The 14,312-nt window shown below is 58.3% G+C and carries 16 protein-coding genes and 1 tRNA gene; 14 read left to right on the forward strand and 3 right to left on the reverse strand.

Features of this window, described 5'->3' with window-relative positions; translation table 11 throughout:
- Positions 1 to 163 precede the first annotated feature (163 nt).
- From gshB to K3169_RS28060, 7 genes are all read left to right on the forward strand, one after another.
- Positions 164 to 1,117, forward strand: coding sequence for a glutathione synthase (gene gshB / locus K3169_RS28030; RefSeq protein WP_122395407.1), 954 nt, complete (start codon positions 164 to 166; stop codon positions 1,115 to 1,117).
- A gap of 200 nt (positions 1,118 to 1,317) precedes the next feature.
- Entirely contained in the window at positions 1,318 to 2,211 is an 894-nt protein-coding gene (locus tag K3169_RS28035) for an energy transducer TonB (protein ID WP_027898386.1), read from the forward strand.
- 76 nt (positions 2,212 to 2,287) lie between these two features.
- Positions 2,288 to 2,857, forward strand: a complete 570-nt coding sequence (locus K3169_RS28040; RefSeq protein ID WP_027898385.1) for a YqgE/AlgH family protein — start codon at positions 2,288 to 2,290, stop codon at positions 2,855 to 2,857.
- Positions 2,857 to 3,300: a Holliday junction resolvase RuvX gene (gene ruvX, locus K3169_RS28045; RefSeq protein ID WP_027898384.1), complete on the forward strand. Its 444-nt coding sequence runs from the start codon at positions 2,857 to 2,859 to the stop codon at positions 3,298 to 3,300. Before K3169_RS28040 ends, ruvX begins: the two co-directional genes overlap by 1 nt.
- A gap of 99 nt (positions 3,301 to 3,399) precedes the next feature.
- On the forward strand, positions 3,400 to 3,912 hold the full coding sequence (gene pyrR, locus K3169_RS28050) for a bifunctional pyr operon transcriptional regulator/uracil phosphoribosyltransferase PyrR (RefSeq protein ID WP_027898383.1): 513 nt from the start codon (positions 3,400 to 3,402) through the stop codon (positions 3,910 to 3,912).
- Positions 3,913 to 3,936: 24 nt separating this feature from the next.
- Positions 3,937 to 4,941 carry an aspartate carbamoyltransferase catalytic subunit gene (locus tag K3169_RS28055; protein ID WP_263269155.1) on the forward strand — a complete coding sequence of 335 codons (1,005 nt, stop codon included), beginning with the start codon at positions 3,937 to 3,939 and terminating at the stop codon, positions 4,939 to 4,941.
- Positions 4,938 to 6,209 carry a dihydroorotase gene (locus tag K3169_RS28060; RefSeq protein WP_263269157.1) on the forward strand — a complete coding sequence of 424 codons (1,272 nt, stop codon included), beginning with the start codon at positions 4,938 to 4,940 and terminating at the stop codon, positions 6,207 to 6,209. Before K3169_RS28055 ends, K3169_RS28060 begins: the two co-directional genes overlap by 4 nt.
- Positions 6,210 to 6,379: 170 nt before the next feature.
- Here K3169_RS28060 and K3169_RS28065 read toward each other — a convergent pair whose 3' ends face one another.
- Positions 6,380 to 6,799 carry an NINE protein gene (locus K3169_RS28065; RefSeq protein WP_027901801.1) on the reverse strand — a complete coding sequence of 140 codons (420 nt, stop codon included), beginning with the start codon at positions 6,797 to 6,799 and terminating at the stop codon, positions 6,380 to 6,382.
- Positions 6,800 to 7,048: 249 nt separating this feature from the next.
- On the opposite strand from K3169_RS28065, the gene K3169_RS28070 reads away from it, so the two are divergent.
- Positions 7,049 to 7,732: a C40 family peptidase gene (locus K3169_RS28070; protein WP_027901800.1), complete on the forward strand. Its 684-nt coding sequence runs from the start codon at positions 7,049 to 7,051 to the stop codon at positions 7,730 to 7,732.
- 133 nt (positions 7,733 to 7,865) lie between these two features.
- Here the strand turns inward: K3169_RS28070 and K3169_RS28075 are convergent, their stop codons facing one another.
- Positions 7,866 to 8,900: a type IV pilus twitching motility protein PilT gene (locus K3169_RS28075; RefSeq protein ID WP_027901799.1), complete on the reverse strand. Its 1,035-nt coding sequence runs from the start codon at positions 8,898 to 8,900 to the stop codon at positions 7,866 to 7,868.
- 55 nt (positions 8,901 to 8,955) lie between these two features.
- Between K3169_RS28075 and K3169_RS28080 the strand changes: the two genes are divergently transcribed.
- From K3169_RS28080 to K3169_RS28090, 3 genes are read left to right on the forward strand one after another with little or no spacing between them, the layout of a single operon-like run.
- Positions 8,956 to 9,642 (forward strand): YggS family pyridoxal phosphate-dependent enzyme, encoded by a 687-nt coding sequence (locus tag K3169_RS28080; protein ID WP_231675346.1) that lies wholly within the window; start codon positions 8,956 to 8,958, stop codon positions 9,640 to 9,642.
- 22 nt (positions 9,643 to 9,664) lie between these two features.
- Entirely contained in the window at positions 9,665 to 10,483 is an 819-nt protein-coding gene (proC, locus tag K3169_RS28085; protein WP_263269161.1) for a pyrroline-5-carboxylate reductase, read from the forward strand.
- 28 nt (positions 10,484 to 10,511) lie between these two features.
- On the forward strand, positions 10,512 to 11,102 hold the full coding sequence (locus tag K3169_RS28090) for a YggT family protein (protein WP_095092818.1): 591 nt from the start codon (positions 10,512 to 10,514) through the stop codon (positions 11,100 to 11,102).
- A 276-nt stretch (positions 11,103 to 11,378) separates the two neighbouring features.
- On the opposite strand, the gene K3169_RS28095 is transcribed toward K3169_RS28090, so the two are convergent.
- Positions 11,379 to 12,383, reverse strand: coding sequence for a J domain-containing protein (locus tag K3169_RS28095; RefSeq protein WP_263269164.1), 1,005 nt, complete (start codon positions 12,381 to 12,383; stop codon positions 11,379 to 11,381).
- A 279-nt stretch (positions 12,384 to 12,662) separates the two neighbouring features.
- Here K3169_RS28095 and K3169_RS28100 point away from each other — a divergent pair.
- From K3169_RS28100 to K3169_RS28110, 3 genes are all read left to right on the forward strand, one after another.
- Positions 12,663 to 12,738, forward strand: a tRNA-Thr gene (locus K3169_RS28100).
- A 418-nt stretch (positions 12,739 to 13,156) separates the two neighbouring features.
- Positions 13,157 to 13,588, forward strand: a complete 432-nt coding sequence (locus K3169_RS28105; protein WP_231675349.1) for a DUF2628 domain-containing protein — start codon at positions 13,157 to 13,159, stop codon at positions 13,586 to 13,588.
- Between the two features lie 182 nt (positions 13,589 to 13,770).
- A complete protein-coding gene (locus K3169_RS28110) occupies positions 13,771 to 14,193 on the forward strand; it encodes a DUF1493 family protein (RefSeq protein ID WP_263269167.1) in 423 nt (140 codons plus the stop codon).
- The last annotated feature ends 119 nt before the right edge of the window (positions 14,194 to 14,312 follow it).

A 14,312-nucleotide genomic window follows, 5' to 3' on the forward strand; every position in this document is an offset into this window, starting at 1 on the left:
CAAATGCCAAATTCAGGCGCCGAGCCTTTTTAGCACACTCTCCAGACTCAATCCATAAAGCCGGCCGCCACGTGCTTGCCTCTTGACCCGGAGCAAGCGGAGCGCCACCCTGACGCCTATTTCAAGGCCGACGCGGCCGTTATCGATCAGAGGATATTTGCCCATGAGCGTTCGCCTAGGGATTGTCATGGACCCGATTGAGCGCATCTCCTATAAAAAGGACAGCTCACTGGCCATGCTGCTTGCCGCTCAGGAACGCGGCTGGTCGCTGTTCTACATGGAGCAGCAGGACCTGTATCAGAACGCAGGCCAGGCCCGCGCTCGCATGAAACCGCTGAAAGTTTTTGCCGACCCGGCCAAATGGTTCGAGTTTGGTACCGAAGTGGACAGCGGTCTGGATGATCTGGACGTGATCCTGATGCGTAAGGATCCACCGTTCGACATGGAATTCGTCTACGCCACTTATCTGCTGGAGCAGGCCGAGCGTGCTGGCGTACTGATCGTGAACAAGCCGCAGAGCCTGCGCGACTGCAACGAAAAGCTGTTCGCCACACAGTTCCCGCACCTGACGCCGCCGACTCTGGTCAGCCGTCGTGCAGACATCCTGCGCGAGTTTGCCGCTGAGCACGGCGATGTGATCCTCAAGCCGTTGGACGGCATGGGCGGCGCGTCGATCTTCCGCCATCGCGTGGGCGATCCGAACCTGTCGGTGATCCTCGAAACCCTGACTGCACATGGCACCCAGCAAATCATGGCGCAGGGCTATCTGCCTGCTATCAAGGACGGCGACAAGCGCATCTTGATGGTCGACGGCGAACCTGTCCCGTATTGCCTGGCCCGTATCCCGGCGGCCGGTGAGACCCGCGGCAACCTGGCAGCAGGTGGTCGTGGCGAAGCGCGTCCGCTGACGGATAAGGATCGCTACATCGCTGAACAGATCGGCCCTACCCTGCGTGAAAAAGGCCTGATCTTCGTCGGCCTGGACGTGATCGGCGAGCATCTGACCGAAATCAACGTCACCAGCCCGACCTGCATTCGTGAAATCGACAATGCATTCGGTACTAATATTGGTGGGATGTTGATGGATGTGATCGAGAAGAAGCTGCAGGCCCGGTAAGCCATAACTCGATCCCTGTGGGAGCTGGGCTTGCCCGCGATAAGGACGACACAGATATCAGGTCTATCGCGTCCAGCCTTATCGCGGGCAAGCCCAGCTCCCACAGGGTTATATGTGTTCCCACAGAAGTCCGCATTTCAATCTGGGCTATCATGCGCAGCCAACGATTTTGAAATACCCCAAGAGACGCTAACCCGCTGATGACTGCTGTCGATCTCCCATACGAACTTACCCAATCAGGCGTGCGCCCGGCGGATCGTCTGGGCTTTACCCTGTTGATTGCGGCGTTAATACACGTGGCGATCATCCTTGGCGTGGGTTTCACCTACGTCAAACCGGAACAGATCAGCCAGACGCTGGAGATCACCCTCGCCACGTTCAAAAGTGACACCAAACCCAAACAAGCCGACTTTCTGGCTCAAGACAATCAGGAAGGCAGCGGCACCCTGGACAAGGCGGAAATCCCCAAGACCACCGAGCTTGCGCCGTTCCAGGACACCAAGATCAATAAAGTGACCCCGCCTCCGGCCGCAAAACCTGTGCAAAAACAGGAGTCGGCGAAAACCGTGGTCGCCACCAAGGCTAAAACGCCTGAAAAGACTGTGGCCAAGCGTGAAGAGGTCAAACCGGACCCAACGCCAAAGGCCGCCCCGGAATTCGACAGTTCGCAACTGAGCAGTGAAATCGCCAGCCTCGAAGCCGAGCTCTCCAACGAACAACAGCTGTACGCCAAGCGACCAAAGATCCACCGCCTCAATGCCGCGTCGACCATGCGCGACAAAGGCGCCTGGTACAAAGACGACTGGCGAAAGAAAGTCGAACGCGTCGGCAACCTGAATTACCCGGAAGAAGCACGCCGCAAGCAGATCTACGGCAATTTGCGCCTGATGGTCTCGATCAATCGCGACGGCTCGCTGTACGAAATACTGGTGCTGGAGTCCTCAGGACAACCCTTGCTGGATCAGGCTGCACAGCGAATCGTGCGTCTGGCGGCGCCATTTGCGCCGTTCACCGGCGATCTGGCTGACATCGACCGGCTTGAAATCATCCGGACATGGAAATTTGCCCGGGGTGACAAGCTTTCCAGTAACTGATGGCTCCTTCACAAACCTGCGGACCTGTCAGAACTGCCAGTTGTCAGGCCCGCCGCGCGACGCCACACTAGGGCTCATGAAAAACGTATCTGCGAGTTATCTCAAGCATCAATTCCTGATCGCCATGCCGCACATGGTGGACCCGAACTTTGCGCAGACGCTGACTTACATCGTCGAGCACAACGCCAACGGAGCCATGGGGCTGGTCATCAACCGACCGCAAAGCCTCACGCTGGCGGATGTCCTTGAACAATTGCGCCCCGAGCTCCCCGCTCCCGTGCGTTGCCAGGAAATAGCGATACACACCGGCGGTCCGGTTCAGACCGACCGCGGTTTCGTGCTGCACCCCCGCGGGCAGGTCTTTCAGGCCACCGTCGAGCTCGGCGACCTGGCGCTCTCTACGTCTCAGGATGTGCTGTTTTCCATCGCCGACGGCTACGGCCCTGATCAAAATGTGATCACTTTGGGTTACGCCGGATGGGATGCAGGCCAACTGGAAGCTGAAATGGCTGCCAATGCCTGGCTAACCTGCCCGTTCGATCCTGCCATTCTCTTTGACGTCGACAGTGACCAGCGTCGGGATGCCGCCGCCGCGCGCCTGGGCGTAAACCTGAACCTGCTCACCAGCCAGGCAGGCCACGCCTGATGCCCGCACTGCGCTTACTACTGGGTTTCGATTACGGCACCAAACAGATCGGCGTTGCGGTGGGCCAGGTGATTACCGGTCAAGCCCGCGACCTGTGCACCCTAAAGGCCCAGCAAGGCGTGCCGGACTGGAGCCAGATCGAAGCACTGATCCGCGAATGGAAACCCGACGCCATCGTCGTCGGCCTGCCGCTGAACATGGACGGTACGCCCAGCGACATGAGCGTCAAGGCCGAGAAGTTTTCCCGTCGGATCAACGGTCGCTTCAATCTGCCGGTTTATACCCATGACGAACGCCTGACGACCTTCGAGGCCAAGGGCGAGCGCATGAGTCGTGGCGGTCAGCGCGGTAGCAGTTACAAAGACAACCCGGTCGATGCGATCGCCGCCATGCTCCTGTTGCAGGGCTGGATGGATGCAAACGCTGAGCTGTTCAGTGCCTGACACATTTAGCCTGTATGGGGCTTAGCGGTAACAATCTGAATTTTCGTTTCCGCCTGAGCCAGGCCTTGCCCCGGCTCGGGTACTTTCAGGAGCAACTTCATGAACCTGCCGAACCCCGCCGAACTGATTCGTCAGATGGCCACTGACCTGAACGCGCACCTCAACAAGCGCGGTGTCAGCGAACCTCGTTTCATCGGCATTCGCACTGGCGGCGTATGGGTCGCGCAGGAATTACTCAAGACTCTGGGTCGCGACGAACCGATGGGCACACTGGACGTTTCCTTCTACCGCGACGATTTCAGCCAAAACGGCCTGCACCCACAAGTGCGCCCTTCCGAGCTTCCGTTCGAAATCGAAGGCCAGCACCTGGTGCTGATCGATGACGTGCTGATGAGTGGCCGCACGATTCGCGCCGCGCTCAACGAGTTGTTCGACTACGGTCGCCCGGCCAGCGTGACGCTGGTGTGCCTGCTGGACCTGGACGCTGGCGAGTTGCCGATCAGCCCGGACGTGGTTGGCGCGACGTTGACGCTGGCCGCCAACGAGCGGGTCAAGCTAAGCGGTCCTGCGCCGCTGGCCCTCGAAATTCAAGACCTGTCCACCGCCCTTTAACCGCCCTTGAAAGAGTCCTTTGCGATGACGCCCCTCGACGCCAAGCGCCCGCTGCAGCTCAACCATCAAGGTCAGCTGCGCCATTTCCTGTCCCTCGACGGCTTGCCTCGCGAGCTGCTCACTGAAATTCTCGACACCGCTGACTCCTTTCTGGAAGTCGGCGCCCGGGCGGTGAAAAAAGTCCCGCTGCTGCGCGGCAAGACGGTGTGCAATGTGTTCTTCGAGAACTCCACGCGCACGCGCACTACCTTTGAACTGGCGGCACAGCGGTTGTCGGCGGACGTGATTACCCTCAACGTGTCCACGTCCTCGACCAGCAAGGGCGAGACACTGTTCGACACTCTGCGCAACCTTGAAGCCATGGCTGCCGACATGTTCGTCGTGCGGCATGGCGACTCGGGCGCGGCGCACTTCATTGCCGAGCATGTCTGCCCGGACGTGGCGATCATCAACGGCGGCGACGGTCGTCACGCGCACCCGACCCAGGGCATGCTCGACATGCTGACGATTCGTCGGCACAAAGGCGGCTTCGAAAACCTGTCCGTAGCCATCGTCGGCGACATCCTGCACTCGCGGGTGGCGCGCTCGAACATGATCGCCCTCAAAGCACTGGGCTGCCCGGACATCCGCGTGATCGGGCCGAAAACATTGCTGCCGGTCGGCGTCGAGCAATACGGCGTGAAGGTTTACACCGACCTGAACGAGGGTCTGAAAGATGTCGACGTGGTTATCATGCTGCGCCTGCAACGCGAACGCATGCAGGGCGGCCTGTTGCCGAGCGAGGGCGAGTTCTATCGCCTGTTCGGCCTGACCACCGCACGCTTGGCCGGTGCCAAACCGGACTGCATCGTCATGCACCCCGGCCCGATCAACCGCGGCGTGGAAATTGAGTCGGCAGTGGCCGACGGCGCGCATTCGGTGATCCTCAATCAAGTGACCTACGGCATCGCGGTGCGCATGGCTGTGCTGTCCATGGCCATGAGCGGACAGACCGCGCAACGACAATTCGAACAGGAGAACGCCCAGTGAAGCTCAGCATCCTTGGCGCTCGCGTCATCGACCCCAACAGCGGTCTGGACCAAATCACCGACCTGCACCTGGAAGCCTGCAAGATTCTCGCAATCGGCGATGCGCCAGCGGGTTTCGAACCTTTGCAAACCATCGACGCCACTGGCCTGATCGCCGCTCCCGGCCTTGTTGACTTGAACGTCGCCCTGCGCGAACCGGGTTACAGCCGCAAAGGCACGATTGCCAGCGAGACCCGAGCCGCTGCAGCCGGTGGCGTGACCAGCCTGTGCTGCCCGCCGCGCACCAAACCGATTCTGGATACCTCGGCCGTCGCCGAGCTGATCCTGGACCGCGCTCGCGAAGCCGGGCACAGCAAGGTGTTCCCGATTGGCGCCCTCAGCAAGGGCCTGGAAGGCGAACAACTGGCTGAACTGGTCGCGTTGCGCGATGTGGGCTGCGTCGCCTTCGGCAACGGCCTGGAGAGCTTTCGCAACACTCGCACCCTGTGCCGTGCGCTGGAGTACGCGGCAACGTTCGATCTGACAGTGATTTTCAACTCTCAGGACCGTGACCTGGCCGACGGCGGCCTGGCTCACGAAGGCCCGACTGCCAGCTTCCTGGGTCTGGCAGGCATTCCTGAGACCGCTGAAACCGTGGCGTTGGCCCGCGACCTGTTACTGGTCGAGCAAAGCGGCGTGCGCGCGCACTTCAGCCAACTAACCAGTGCTCGCGGCGCAGCGCTGATCGCGCAGGCGCAGGCACGCGGCTTGAAGGTCACGGCTGACGTGGCGCTGTATCAGTTGATTCTGACCGACGAAGCGCTGATCGATTTCTCCAGCCTGTATCACGTACAACCGCCACTGCGTACCCGCGCGGATCGTAACGGCCTGCGTGAAGCGGTCAAATCGGGGGTTATCAGCGCAATCTCCAGCCATCACCAGCCGCACGAACGCGACGCCAAGCTGGCACCGTTCGGCGCGACCGAACCGGGCATCAGCAGCGTCGAATTGCTGCTGCCATTGGCGATGACGCTGGTTGAGGATGGCTTGCTGGACGTGCCAACCCTGATCGCCCGTTTGAGCAGCGGCCCGGCTGCGGCATTGCGCCTGCCAGCAGGGCAACTGAGCGCCGGGTCGCCCGCCGATATAGTGCTGTTCGACCCAGCGGCCTCGACCGTTGCTGGAGAGAAGTGGCTATCCAAAGGTGAAAACTGCCCATTCCTCGGCCACTGCCTGCCGGGTGCTGTGCGTTACACCCTGGTGGATGGCCGGATTACGCACACGGGATAAAAGAAGGTACCCCTGTGGGAGCGAATTCATTCGCGAATACGGTTGTGCAAACGACAGATCTCTATCGACTGTACCGACCCATTCGCGAATGAATTCGCTCCCACAAGGATGATGCCCGGCACAACAGCTGAGTAACACCTCAATCCTGTAGGGGGCAGCGCCATCGCTAATCACCCGCGCTGTGCATTCTTGATCGAAATCTGATCATTCAACGTCCACAGGTCATACAGCACGCCCACCAGAAACAGCCCGCCGGTGAACAGGTAGATGAACCCGGTGATCCACTTGCCCTGATACATGCGGTGCACGCCGAGCACATTGAGAAACGCCAGCAGCAACCAGGCCACGTTGTAGTCAATGGAACCTGAGGTGAAACGCAGGTCGGCTTCGCGGTCCATGCCGGGAATCAGGAGCAAGTCGATCAGCCAACCGATGCCCAGCAAGCCCAAAGTGAAAAACCAGATCGTGCCCGTTACTGGCTTGCCGTAATAAAAGCGATGAGCGCCGGTGAACCCTACAATCCAGAGCAGGTAACCCACCAATTTGCTATGGGTGTCCTGACGCTGCGCATCATGTTGATAGGTGTTCATTTGGACCTCTTTTGCGCTGATAGAAAAAAATATGTGTAAAGTGTGTGACTTTTTTACGGCTGTCCGACGTATGGCAGGAACCTCTGGCGCTTATAACAAACCCTTGTAACACAAGGGATTCACCCGTGTTTTGAGAGAGTTTGTCGCGAAATCTGAAACGATCGTTCCGTAATCGTTCTGTCATGAGGGGTCTGAAAGTCGCAAAAAGCTGTTATAAAGTTGCGCGCTAACCCACAAGAGCCCTGCCGAATGCGTCCTTTTTTCAAGTCATGGCTAACCATCTGCCTACTTATGCCACTGGCCGCCCACGCCACCAATCGTGAGCAACAACTACCCGCGAGCTTCACCGGCTACACCGCGAAAACTCATTCTTCGTCAGCCGTCGCGGGCAATCAAACCACCGAGCCTGCGCCTGTCATCTCTCCACGTGGCCACAGCTCCCGGACTACCATTTACCGTAGCCCGAGCAAGAATTCCAAAGCCGTCGCCAACGTACAAACGTTGTCGGGGCCGAACACCAAACAGAGCAATGCGGTCGTGAGCCGTGCTTTGCAAGCGGTCGGTACACCTTATCGTTGGGGCGGCAACACCCCAGGTAAAGGCCTCGACTGCAGTGGTTTGGTGAAATATGCATTCAACGACGTGGCTGAGGTCGATCTACCTCGCACGTCCAACGCCATGGCTGAAGGCCACGGCGTAAAGGTTGATCGCAAAGATTTGAAGCCCGGCGACTTGCTGTTCTTCAACATCAAAAGCCGGAAGGTCAACCATGTTGCGATTTACCTGGGCAACGACCGCTTCGTCCACGCCCCACGGCGCGGCAAGAAAGTCAGCGTTGATACCTTGAAAAAACCGTATTGGAACAGCCATTACATGGTTGCCAAGCGCGTGCTGCCGAAGCAGAGCGCTCCGTTGCGAGTTGTTCAAAGGTAAGAACATCCGGATCCTGTGGGAGCGAATTTATTCGCGAAGGCGTCAGATCAGCCAACATCTCTGTTGCCTGACACACCGCTTTCGCGAATGAATTCGCTCCCACAGGGGTGAGCCTCCACAGACATGGCGCTGCTCAGAAATTATCCGGCACCTTGGCCTTTTCCTTCGCCGCGTCGCGGGTGATGAGCCCCTTCGCGACCAGGTCCTTGAGGCACATGTCCAGCGTCTGCATGCCCAGCGAACCACCGGTCTGAATGGCTGAATACATCTGCGCAACCTTGTCTTCACGGATCAGGTTACGAATCGCAGGTGTGCCCATCATGATTTCGTGAGCGGCCACTCGACCGCCCCCGACCTTCTTCAACAGCGCCTGAGACACCACCGCGTGCAGCGACTCGGACAGCATCGAGCGGATCATGGATTTTTCCTGAGCCGGGAACACATCGACAATCCGGTCAATAGTCTTGGCCGCTGACGTGGTATGCAGCGTGCCGAACACCAGGTGTCCGGTTTCCGCAGCGGTCAGCGCCAGGCGAATGGTTTCCAGGTCACGCATTTCCCCGACCAGGATCACATCAGGGTCTTCCCGTAGCGCCGAACGCAGGGCCTCCGAAAAGCCTAGCGTGTCACGGTGCACTTCACGCTGGTTGACCAGACACTTCTTGGACTCGTGAACGAATTCGATCGGGTCTTCGATGGTCAGGATGTGGTGATGGCGATTGACGTTCAGGTAATCGATCATCGCCGCAAGAGTCGTGGACTTGCCCGAACCGGTCGGCCCGGTGATCAGCACCAGCCCGCGAGACACGTCGGTAATCTTGCGAAACACTTCTCCCATCCCCAGCTCTTCGAGGGTCAGGATCTTCGCTGGAATCGTCCGGAATACCGCACCGGCGCCACGGTTCTGGTTGAACACGTTGACCCGGAAGCGCGCCACGCCCGGCACCTCGAAAGAAAAATCCGTCTCCAGATACTCTTCAAAGTCCTGACGCTGCTTGTCATTCATGATGTCGTAGATCAGCGCCTGCACGTCCCTGGCATCCAGTGCTGGCAGGTTGATACGGCGTACATCACCGTCCACACGAATCATCGGCGGCAGGCCAGCCGAGAGGTGCAAGTCCGATGCGCCTTGCTTGGCACTGAAAGCCAGCAGCTCGGTAATATCCATACAGCTCCTCAATCACATAGAATGCCGCAGACTTTAGCCCTGCTGGCGCAAATCAATGTCCATGATAGCAGCGAACATTTCAACGCTCCGCGAGCGAATTAGCGCCGCCGCACAAGCCGCGCAGCGTGACCCGGCGTCCATCGGCCTGCTCGCAGTGAGTAAAACCAAACCGGCCGAGGCCCTGCGCGAAGCGTACGCGGCAGGTTTGCGGGACTTTGGCGAAAACTATTTGCAGGAAGCGCTGAGCAAACAGCTCGAATTGGCCGACCTGCCCTTGTGCTGGCACTTCATCGGCCCCATTCAATCGAACAAGACTCGCGCTATCGCCGAGAACTTCGCTTGGGTACATTCGGTGGATCGCCTGAAAATCGCACAACGCCTGTCCGAGCAACGTCCTGAAGACCTGCCGCCGCTGAACATCTGCATTCAGGTCAACGTCAGTGGCGAAGCCAGCAAATCCGGCTGTACGCCCGCCGACCTGCCTGCGCTGGCCGAAGCCATCAGCGCCTTGCCTCGCTTGGAACTGCGTGGCTTGATGGCCATCCCGGAGCCCACCGACGACATCGCTGAGCAAAACGCTGCATTTGCCGCTGTCAGCACGCTGCAGGCGCAATTGAACCTGCCGCTGGACACCCTTTCCATGGGCATGAGCCACGACCTGGAGGCCGCCATCGCGCAAGGCGCCACCTGGGTGCGGATTGGTACTGCCCTTTTTGGCGCCCGTGACTACGGCCAGCCATGACCTCTGACTCAAGGAATCCGACATGAGCAAGACACGCATCGCCTTTATCGGCGCTGGCAACATGGCCGCCAGCCTGATCGGAGGGCTGCGCGCCCAGGGCGTGGAAGCCGACTCGATTCGCGCCAGCGACCCCGGCGCTGAAACACGCGGCAAGATCGCCGCCGAGCACGGCATCACGGTATTCGCTGACAATGCCGAAGCCGCAGATGGCGCAGACGTGGTATTGATCGCCGTCAAACCGCAAGCCATGAAAGCCGTTTGCGAAGCCCTGCGTCCAAGCCTGAAGCCCAACCAACTGATCGTATCCATCGCCGCCGGTATCACTTGCGCCAGCATGCAAAACTGGCTGGGCGAGCAACCCATCGTGCGCTGCATGCCCAACACTCCGGCGCTGCTGCGTCAGGGCGTCAGCGGCCTGTACGCCACCGAGCAAGTCAACGACGCACAACGTGCCCAGGCCGAGCAATTGCTGTCGGCTGTCGGCATCGCGCTGTGGCTGGAAGAAGAAAAACAACTGGACGCCGTGACCGCCGTTTCCGGCAGCGGCCCGGCGTATTTCTTCCTGTTGATCGAAGCCATGACCGCAGCAGGCGTGAAACTCGGCCTGCCACAGGACGTGGCCGCGCAACTGACGATGCAAACCGCGCTGGGCGCCGCGCTGATGGCGACTGGCAGCGATGTGGATGCTGCCGAGCTGCGCCGCCGCGTGACCTCGCCATCGGGAACCACGGAAGCCGCAATCAAATCATTCCAGGCCGGAGGCTTCGAAGCGTTGGTAGACACCGCGCTGACCGCCGCCGCACATCGTTCGGCAGAAATGGCCGAACAGCTGGGCAAGTAATCTTTTTAGGCCATTGAGGAGCAGACCGATGATCGGACTGAACACCGCTGCAATCTACGTGCTGCAAACCATCGGCAGTATGTATCTGTTGATCATCCTGTTGCGCTTCGTGCTGCAACTGGTACGCGCTGACTTCTACAACCCGCTGAGCCAGTTCGCGGTCAAAGCCACCCAGCCACTGCTCAAGCCGCTGCGCCGGATCATTCCGAGCCTGTTCGGTCTGGACATGTCTTCGCTGATTCTGGCGATCATTGTGCAAATGATCCTGATGGCACTGACATTGCTCTTGGCCTACGGCACGACAGGCGATCCGCTGCACCTGCTGCTCTGGGCAATCATCGGCGTGACCGGGCTGTTCCTGAACATCTTCTTCTATGCACTGATCATCAGCGTGATCCTGTCGTGGGTCGCCCCTGCCAGCCACAACCCTGGCGCGCAACTGGTCAATCAAATCACCGAACCACTGCTGGCCCCGCTGCGCCGGATCCTGCCAAACCTGGGTGGCCTGGATATCTCGCCGATCCTGGCGTTCATGATCCTCAAGCTGCTGGACATGCTGGTCATCAACAACCTGGCTACCATGACCCAAATGCCGAGCGTACTGCGCCTGCTGATGTAATCAACTGGCCCTATGTGGGAGCCGGGCTTGCCCGCGATGAGATCAACTCGGTGTCTGAGACCTGATTGATTTCATCGCGGACAAGCAATGATCACAGGTTGATTGTGGCCTCAAGCTCACGACCTACTGGTGGGACCGAATTTATTCGGGAATCGGTATTTCATGCGACACACAGGCTGCGAATGTAACGGCCCCTTCGCGAATGAATTCGCTCCCACAGGATTCCCTCTTATAGGCCAATAGAGAAAATAACAAAGGCCCAGCACTAGCTCTTCGTCAAAACTCCTCACTCCTGACATTCGAAAACTGCGAATTCCGATTCTGCAGCTTGCGCAGCGTCAGCTTGTAAACACTCGACTTGATCCGATCCCCCACCAGCGTCTCCTCCAGCCGAATCCGGCTCGACGCATAAGCACACCCGGTATCAAGCATCTTGTACTTGAGCTGGTAATAGCCCACGTCCATACGCCCAAACGTAAAGCGACTGCGCGCCGGAATGTACGCGTGCCGGAAATCACGCTTACCCGTCGCATCCGTAATCTTCGCGTACACCGCCTGCTCGCCCGCAGTGTTATCCACCGTGATCTCCGACCAGCCACCGTCGCGCGTCATCGGCATCCCTGCGATGTAACCTGCCGCAGACGGCCAAGGCGCGCCCATAGGGTCAACCAGCGGCGGCACACAGTCCGGCTGTCCCGGCTCAACAATCTTCACTGGCGCGCTAACAGGCACCGCTGCCGCAACCCTGGCCGCTTCAGCAACCGCCTCAGCCTTGGCCTGCGCCTCAGCCAGAATCGCCATATCGTCCACCACCGGCGGTGACGGCGGAATAAATGCCTTGCCCGCGTCACGGTCATACCCCATCCAGGCACCCGCACTGCAAGCAACCACGAACACCGCCACCCAACGCCAACGACTGCCGCGCCGGGTTGGTTTTGCTGGTTTGGCTGATTTGCCTTGAGATTTTACTGAGGGACGAGCCTGAGCTCTTGCAGCGCTTTGCGGCGCAGCTTGCGGCCCGGCCTGACGACGCTGAGTGGCCGCCTGACGGGCCACCTGCGCATCACGAACCAGACTGGCGTCATACGCAGCACGCTTCTCGGGATCAGCCAACACATCATGAGCAGCGTTGACCACCGCCATCAAACCAGACGCATTGGCTGCATGATTACGATCAGGATGCAGCTGCTGCGCCAGCTTGCGGAAGGCGTGCTTGATATCCTCTTGCGAGGCATCCCGAGCGACATTGAGCTCGTCGTAATACGTACGTGTTTTCGGCATTGAGCTTGCTATCCATTGCGACGCGACATATTAGCAATCTTTGCATCCCTGCAACCGCCTCACCGCCCAAGCTGAAGCCCAGCGCACAAACCAAAACAAAACCCCGCCCCACCTGACGAACCGCCCTCCAGCTTCACGCCAGAACGCCGATAAAGGCTGACTCCCTCAACGCTGACGCGCCATGGCAGCGTAGAGCCAACCGCTCAAGAAATTTTTAAACGAAATCAGTGAGCTAAGGTTTACAGCCAAAAAAAACTCTATATACTCAGCGCCCATCACGCCGGTATAGCTCAGTTGGTAGAGCAACTGACTTGTAATCAGTAGGTCCCGGGTTCGACTCCTGGTGCCGGCACCATACGCTACATCGAAAGAGGCTCACCGAAAGGTGGGCCTTTTTTGTGCGCGTGTGTTTTCTGTAGGAGCTGCCGAAGGCTGCGAAGGCGTCATCCAATACAACGAAAAATGCCCCGCTACCCTCACCGTAAGAGCAGAGCTTGCTCGCGATAGCTACCCCAAGTCGCCCGCCCAATCACGTGAGCCCGACGGACGAACTGGCAACAACAGTCAGTGCAGGGGTTGTCCTGATAACGGGGGATCTCACCCAACAGGTGAGCCAATTCATGCCAGGAATTGCAACGATTGGCACACCGATGCGGTTGAGTGGTACGCCACCTGGAAACTCCATACAATCCCCCGTCATCTCTTCAAAGCGCCAGAACCACAGGATTTTCCGGAAGGAATACGTCATTCCACGGAACATAAGGAGTAGCACCTTGAGCACAGCAGATCACCCCCAAAGCACCTCCAAGTACAGCGCCAAGTGGCAGGAACGCTTCAATTTCTTTGAGACATACGGTGCACCGAACGATCCACGGTTCAATGCCGGTCTCAAATCACTTCCTGGCATCAGAAAGAAAATGCGGATCAACATCAATATAATTGCGTGTTTCTTTGGTCCGATTTATTTCTTTGTGCTGGGACTGTGGAAAAAGGGCCTTGCACTCCTTGGAATCATGCTCGCGACCAACGCGTTGATTCTTCTGGTGTGTACTCTTCTGGAAACCGATGTGCCTTATGCGCTCGGCGGAGGGCTGGCTGCGCCCTACGCCCTGATGTATGGCCTGACCGTAAACTACGCGTACTACCTCAAGGAAGTGAAAGGCGAGCAAGGCTGGAACCCGTTCAAAGGCATACGTCTCGTCTAACGTTCAGGTGTGCCAGTAACTCTGGCGAGCGTGCAGGCTTGCCGCTCCTCGATCAAAAGGAATAGGGGTCAGACTACATTTTCAATTAAGTACCGAAAACCGTGGTCTGACCCCATTTTTCCGCAAAACAGTTGTGTAACTTATAACTCCATTATGAGCATCGGAGATCAGGTTTCCTAGCCATGAACGAATCCCTCGATTACAAAATAATGGATAGCATTGTCGTCTGCATCCACGATACCGCAGGCTTTGGGAGAAAGGCATTTGAAAGCTTCAGCTTGGCGACCGATGTCGCGAGGGATCTGGGCGTAGATGGCGACGATGCAAGTGATCTGATGGTCGAGTTCTTCGAAAGGTTCTCTATCGACCTTAACAATTACGATCCTTATCGGTACTTTTTGGAAGAAGGCTGCAACTTTTTTTCCTTCCGGCGCGCCAAAGACAGACGCGGAAACATACCGCTAAGAGTGGGGATGTTGTATTTAGCTTTAAAAGCGGGACGCTGGGATGCACAAGCATTTGAACAAGCCAAATTCAGCGATGGTCCACTATATGAGCGTACAGAAGATATTCCGATTGATGGCTACAAAATAAAAAGCCGTTGATCCTACCTATGCGATCCACGGAGGAATAGGGGTCAGACCCCATTTTCCGTAATGCCCTGCGGGGCCGGCCTGGACGCTGGTTAAACGTTCGCCCCAGCGGGTAGGATGTCAGCATCGCA

The organism is Pseudomonas phytophila, from assembly GCF_025643095.1.
Taxonomy (GTDB): Bacteria; Pseudomonadota; Gammaproteobacteria; order Pseudomonadales; family Pseudomonadaceae; genus Aquipseudomonas; species Aquipseudomonas quasicaspiana.

Coding starts and splice junctions, on each gene's coding strand:
- gshB (WP_122395407.1), top strand. CDS start 164: ATGAGCGTTCGCCTAGGGATTGTCATGGACCCGATTGAGCGCATCTCC.
- K3169_RS28035 (WP_027898386.1), top strand. CDS start 1,318: ATGACTGCTGTCGATCTCCCATACGAACTTACCCAATCAGGCGTGCGC.
- K3169_RS28040 (WP_027898385.1), top strand. CDS start 2,288: ATGAAAAACGTATCTGCGAGTTATCTCAAGCATCAATTCCTGATCGCC.
- ruvX (WP_027898384.1), top strand. CDS start 2,857: ATGCCCGCACTGCGCTTACTACTGGGTTTCGATTACGGCACCAAACAG.
- pyrR (WP_027898383.1), top strand. CDS start 3,400: ATGAACCTGCCGAACCCCGCCGAACTGATTCGTCAGATGGCCACTGAC.
- K3169_RS28055 (WP_263269155.1), top strand. CDS start 3,937: ATGACGCCCCTCGACGCCAAGCGCCCGCTGCAGCTCAACCATCAAGGT.
- K3169_RS28065 (WP_027901801.1), bottom strand. CDS start 6,799: ATGAACACCTATCAACATGATGCGCAGCGTCAGGACACCCATAGCAAA.
- K3169_RS28070 (WP_027901800.1), top strand. CDS start 7,049: ATGCGTCCTTTTTTCAAGTCATGGCTAACCATCTGCCTACTTATGCCA.
- K3169_RS28075 (WP_027901799.1), bottom strand. CDS start 8,900: ATGGATATTACCGAGCTGCTGGCTTTCAGTGCCAAGCAAGGCGCATCG.
- K3169_RS28080 (WP_231675346.1), top strand. CDS start 8,956: ATGTCCATGATAGCAGCGAACATTTCAACGCTCCGCGAGCGAATTAGC.
- proC (WP_263269161.1), top strand. CDS start 9,665: ATGAGCAAGACACGCATCGCCTTTATCGGCGCTGGCAACATGGCCGCC.
- K3169_RS28090 (WP_095092818.1), top strand. CDS start 10,512: ATGATCGGACTGAACACCGCTGCAATCTACGTGCTGCAAACCATCGGC.
- K3169_RS28095 (WP_263269164.1), bottom strand. CDS start 12,383: ATGCCGAAAACACGTACGTATTACGACGAGCTCAATGTCGCTCGGGAT.
- K3169_RS28110 (WP_263269167.1), top strand. CDS start 13,771: ATGAACGAATCCCTCGATTACAAAATAATGGATAGCATTGTCGTCTGC.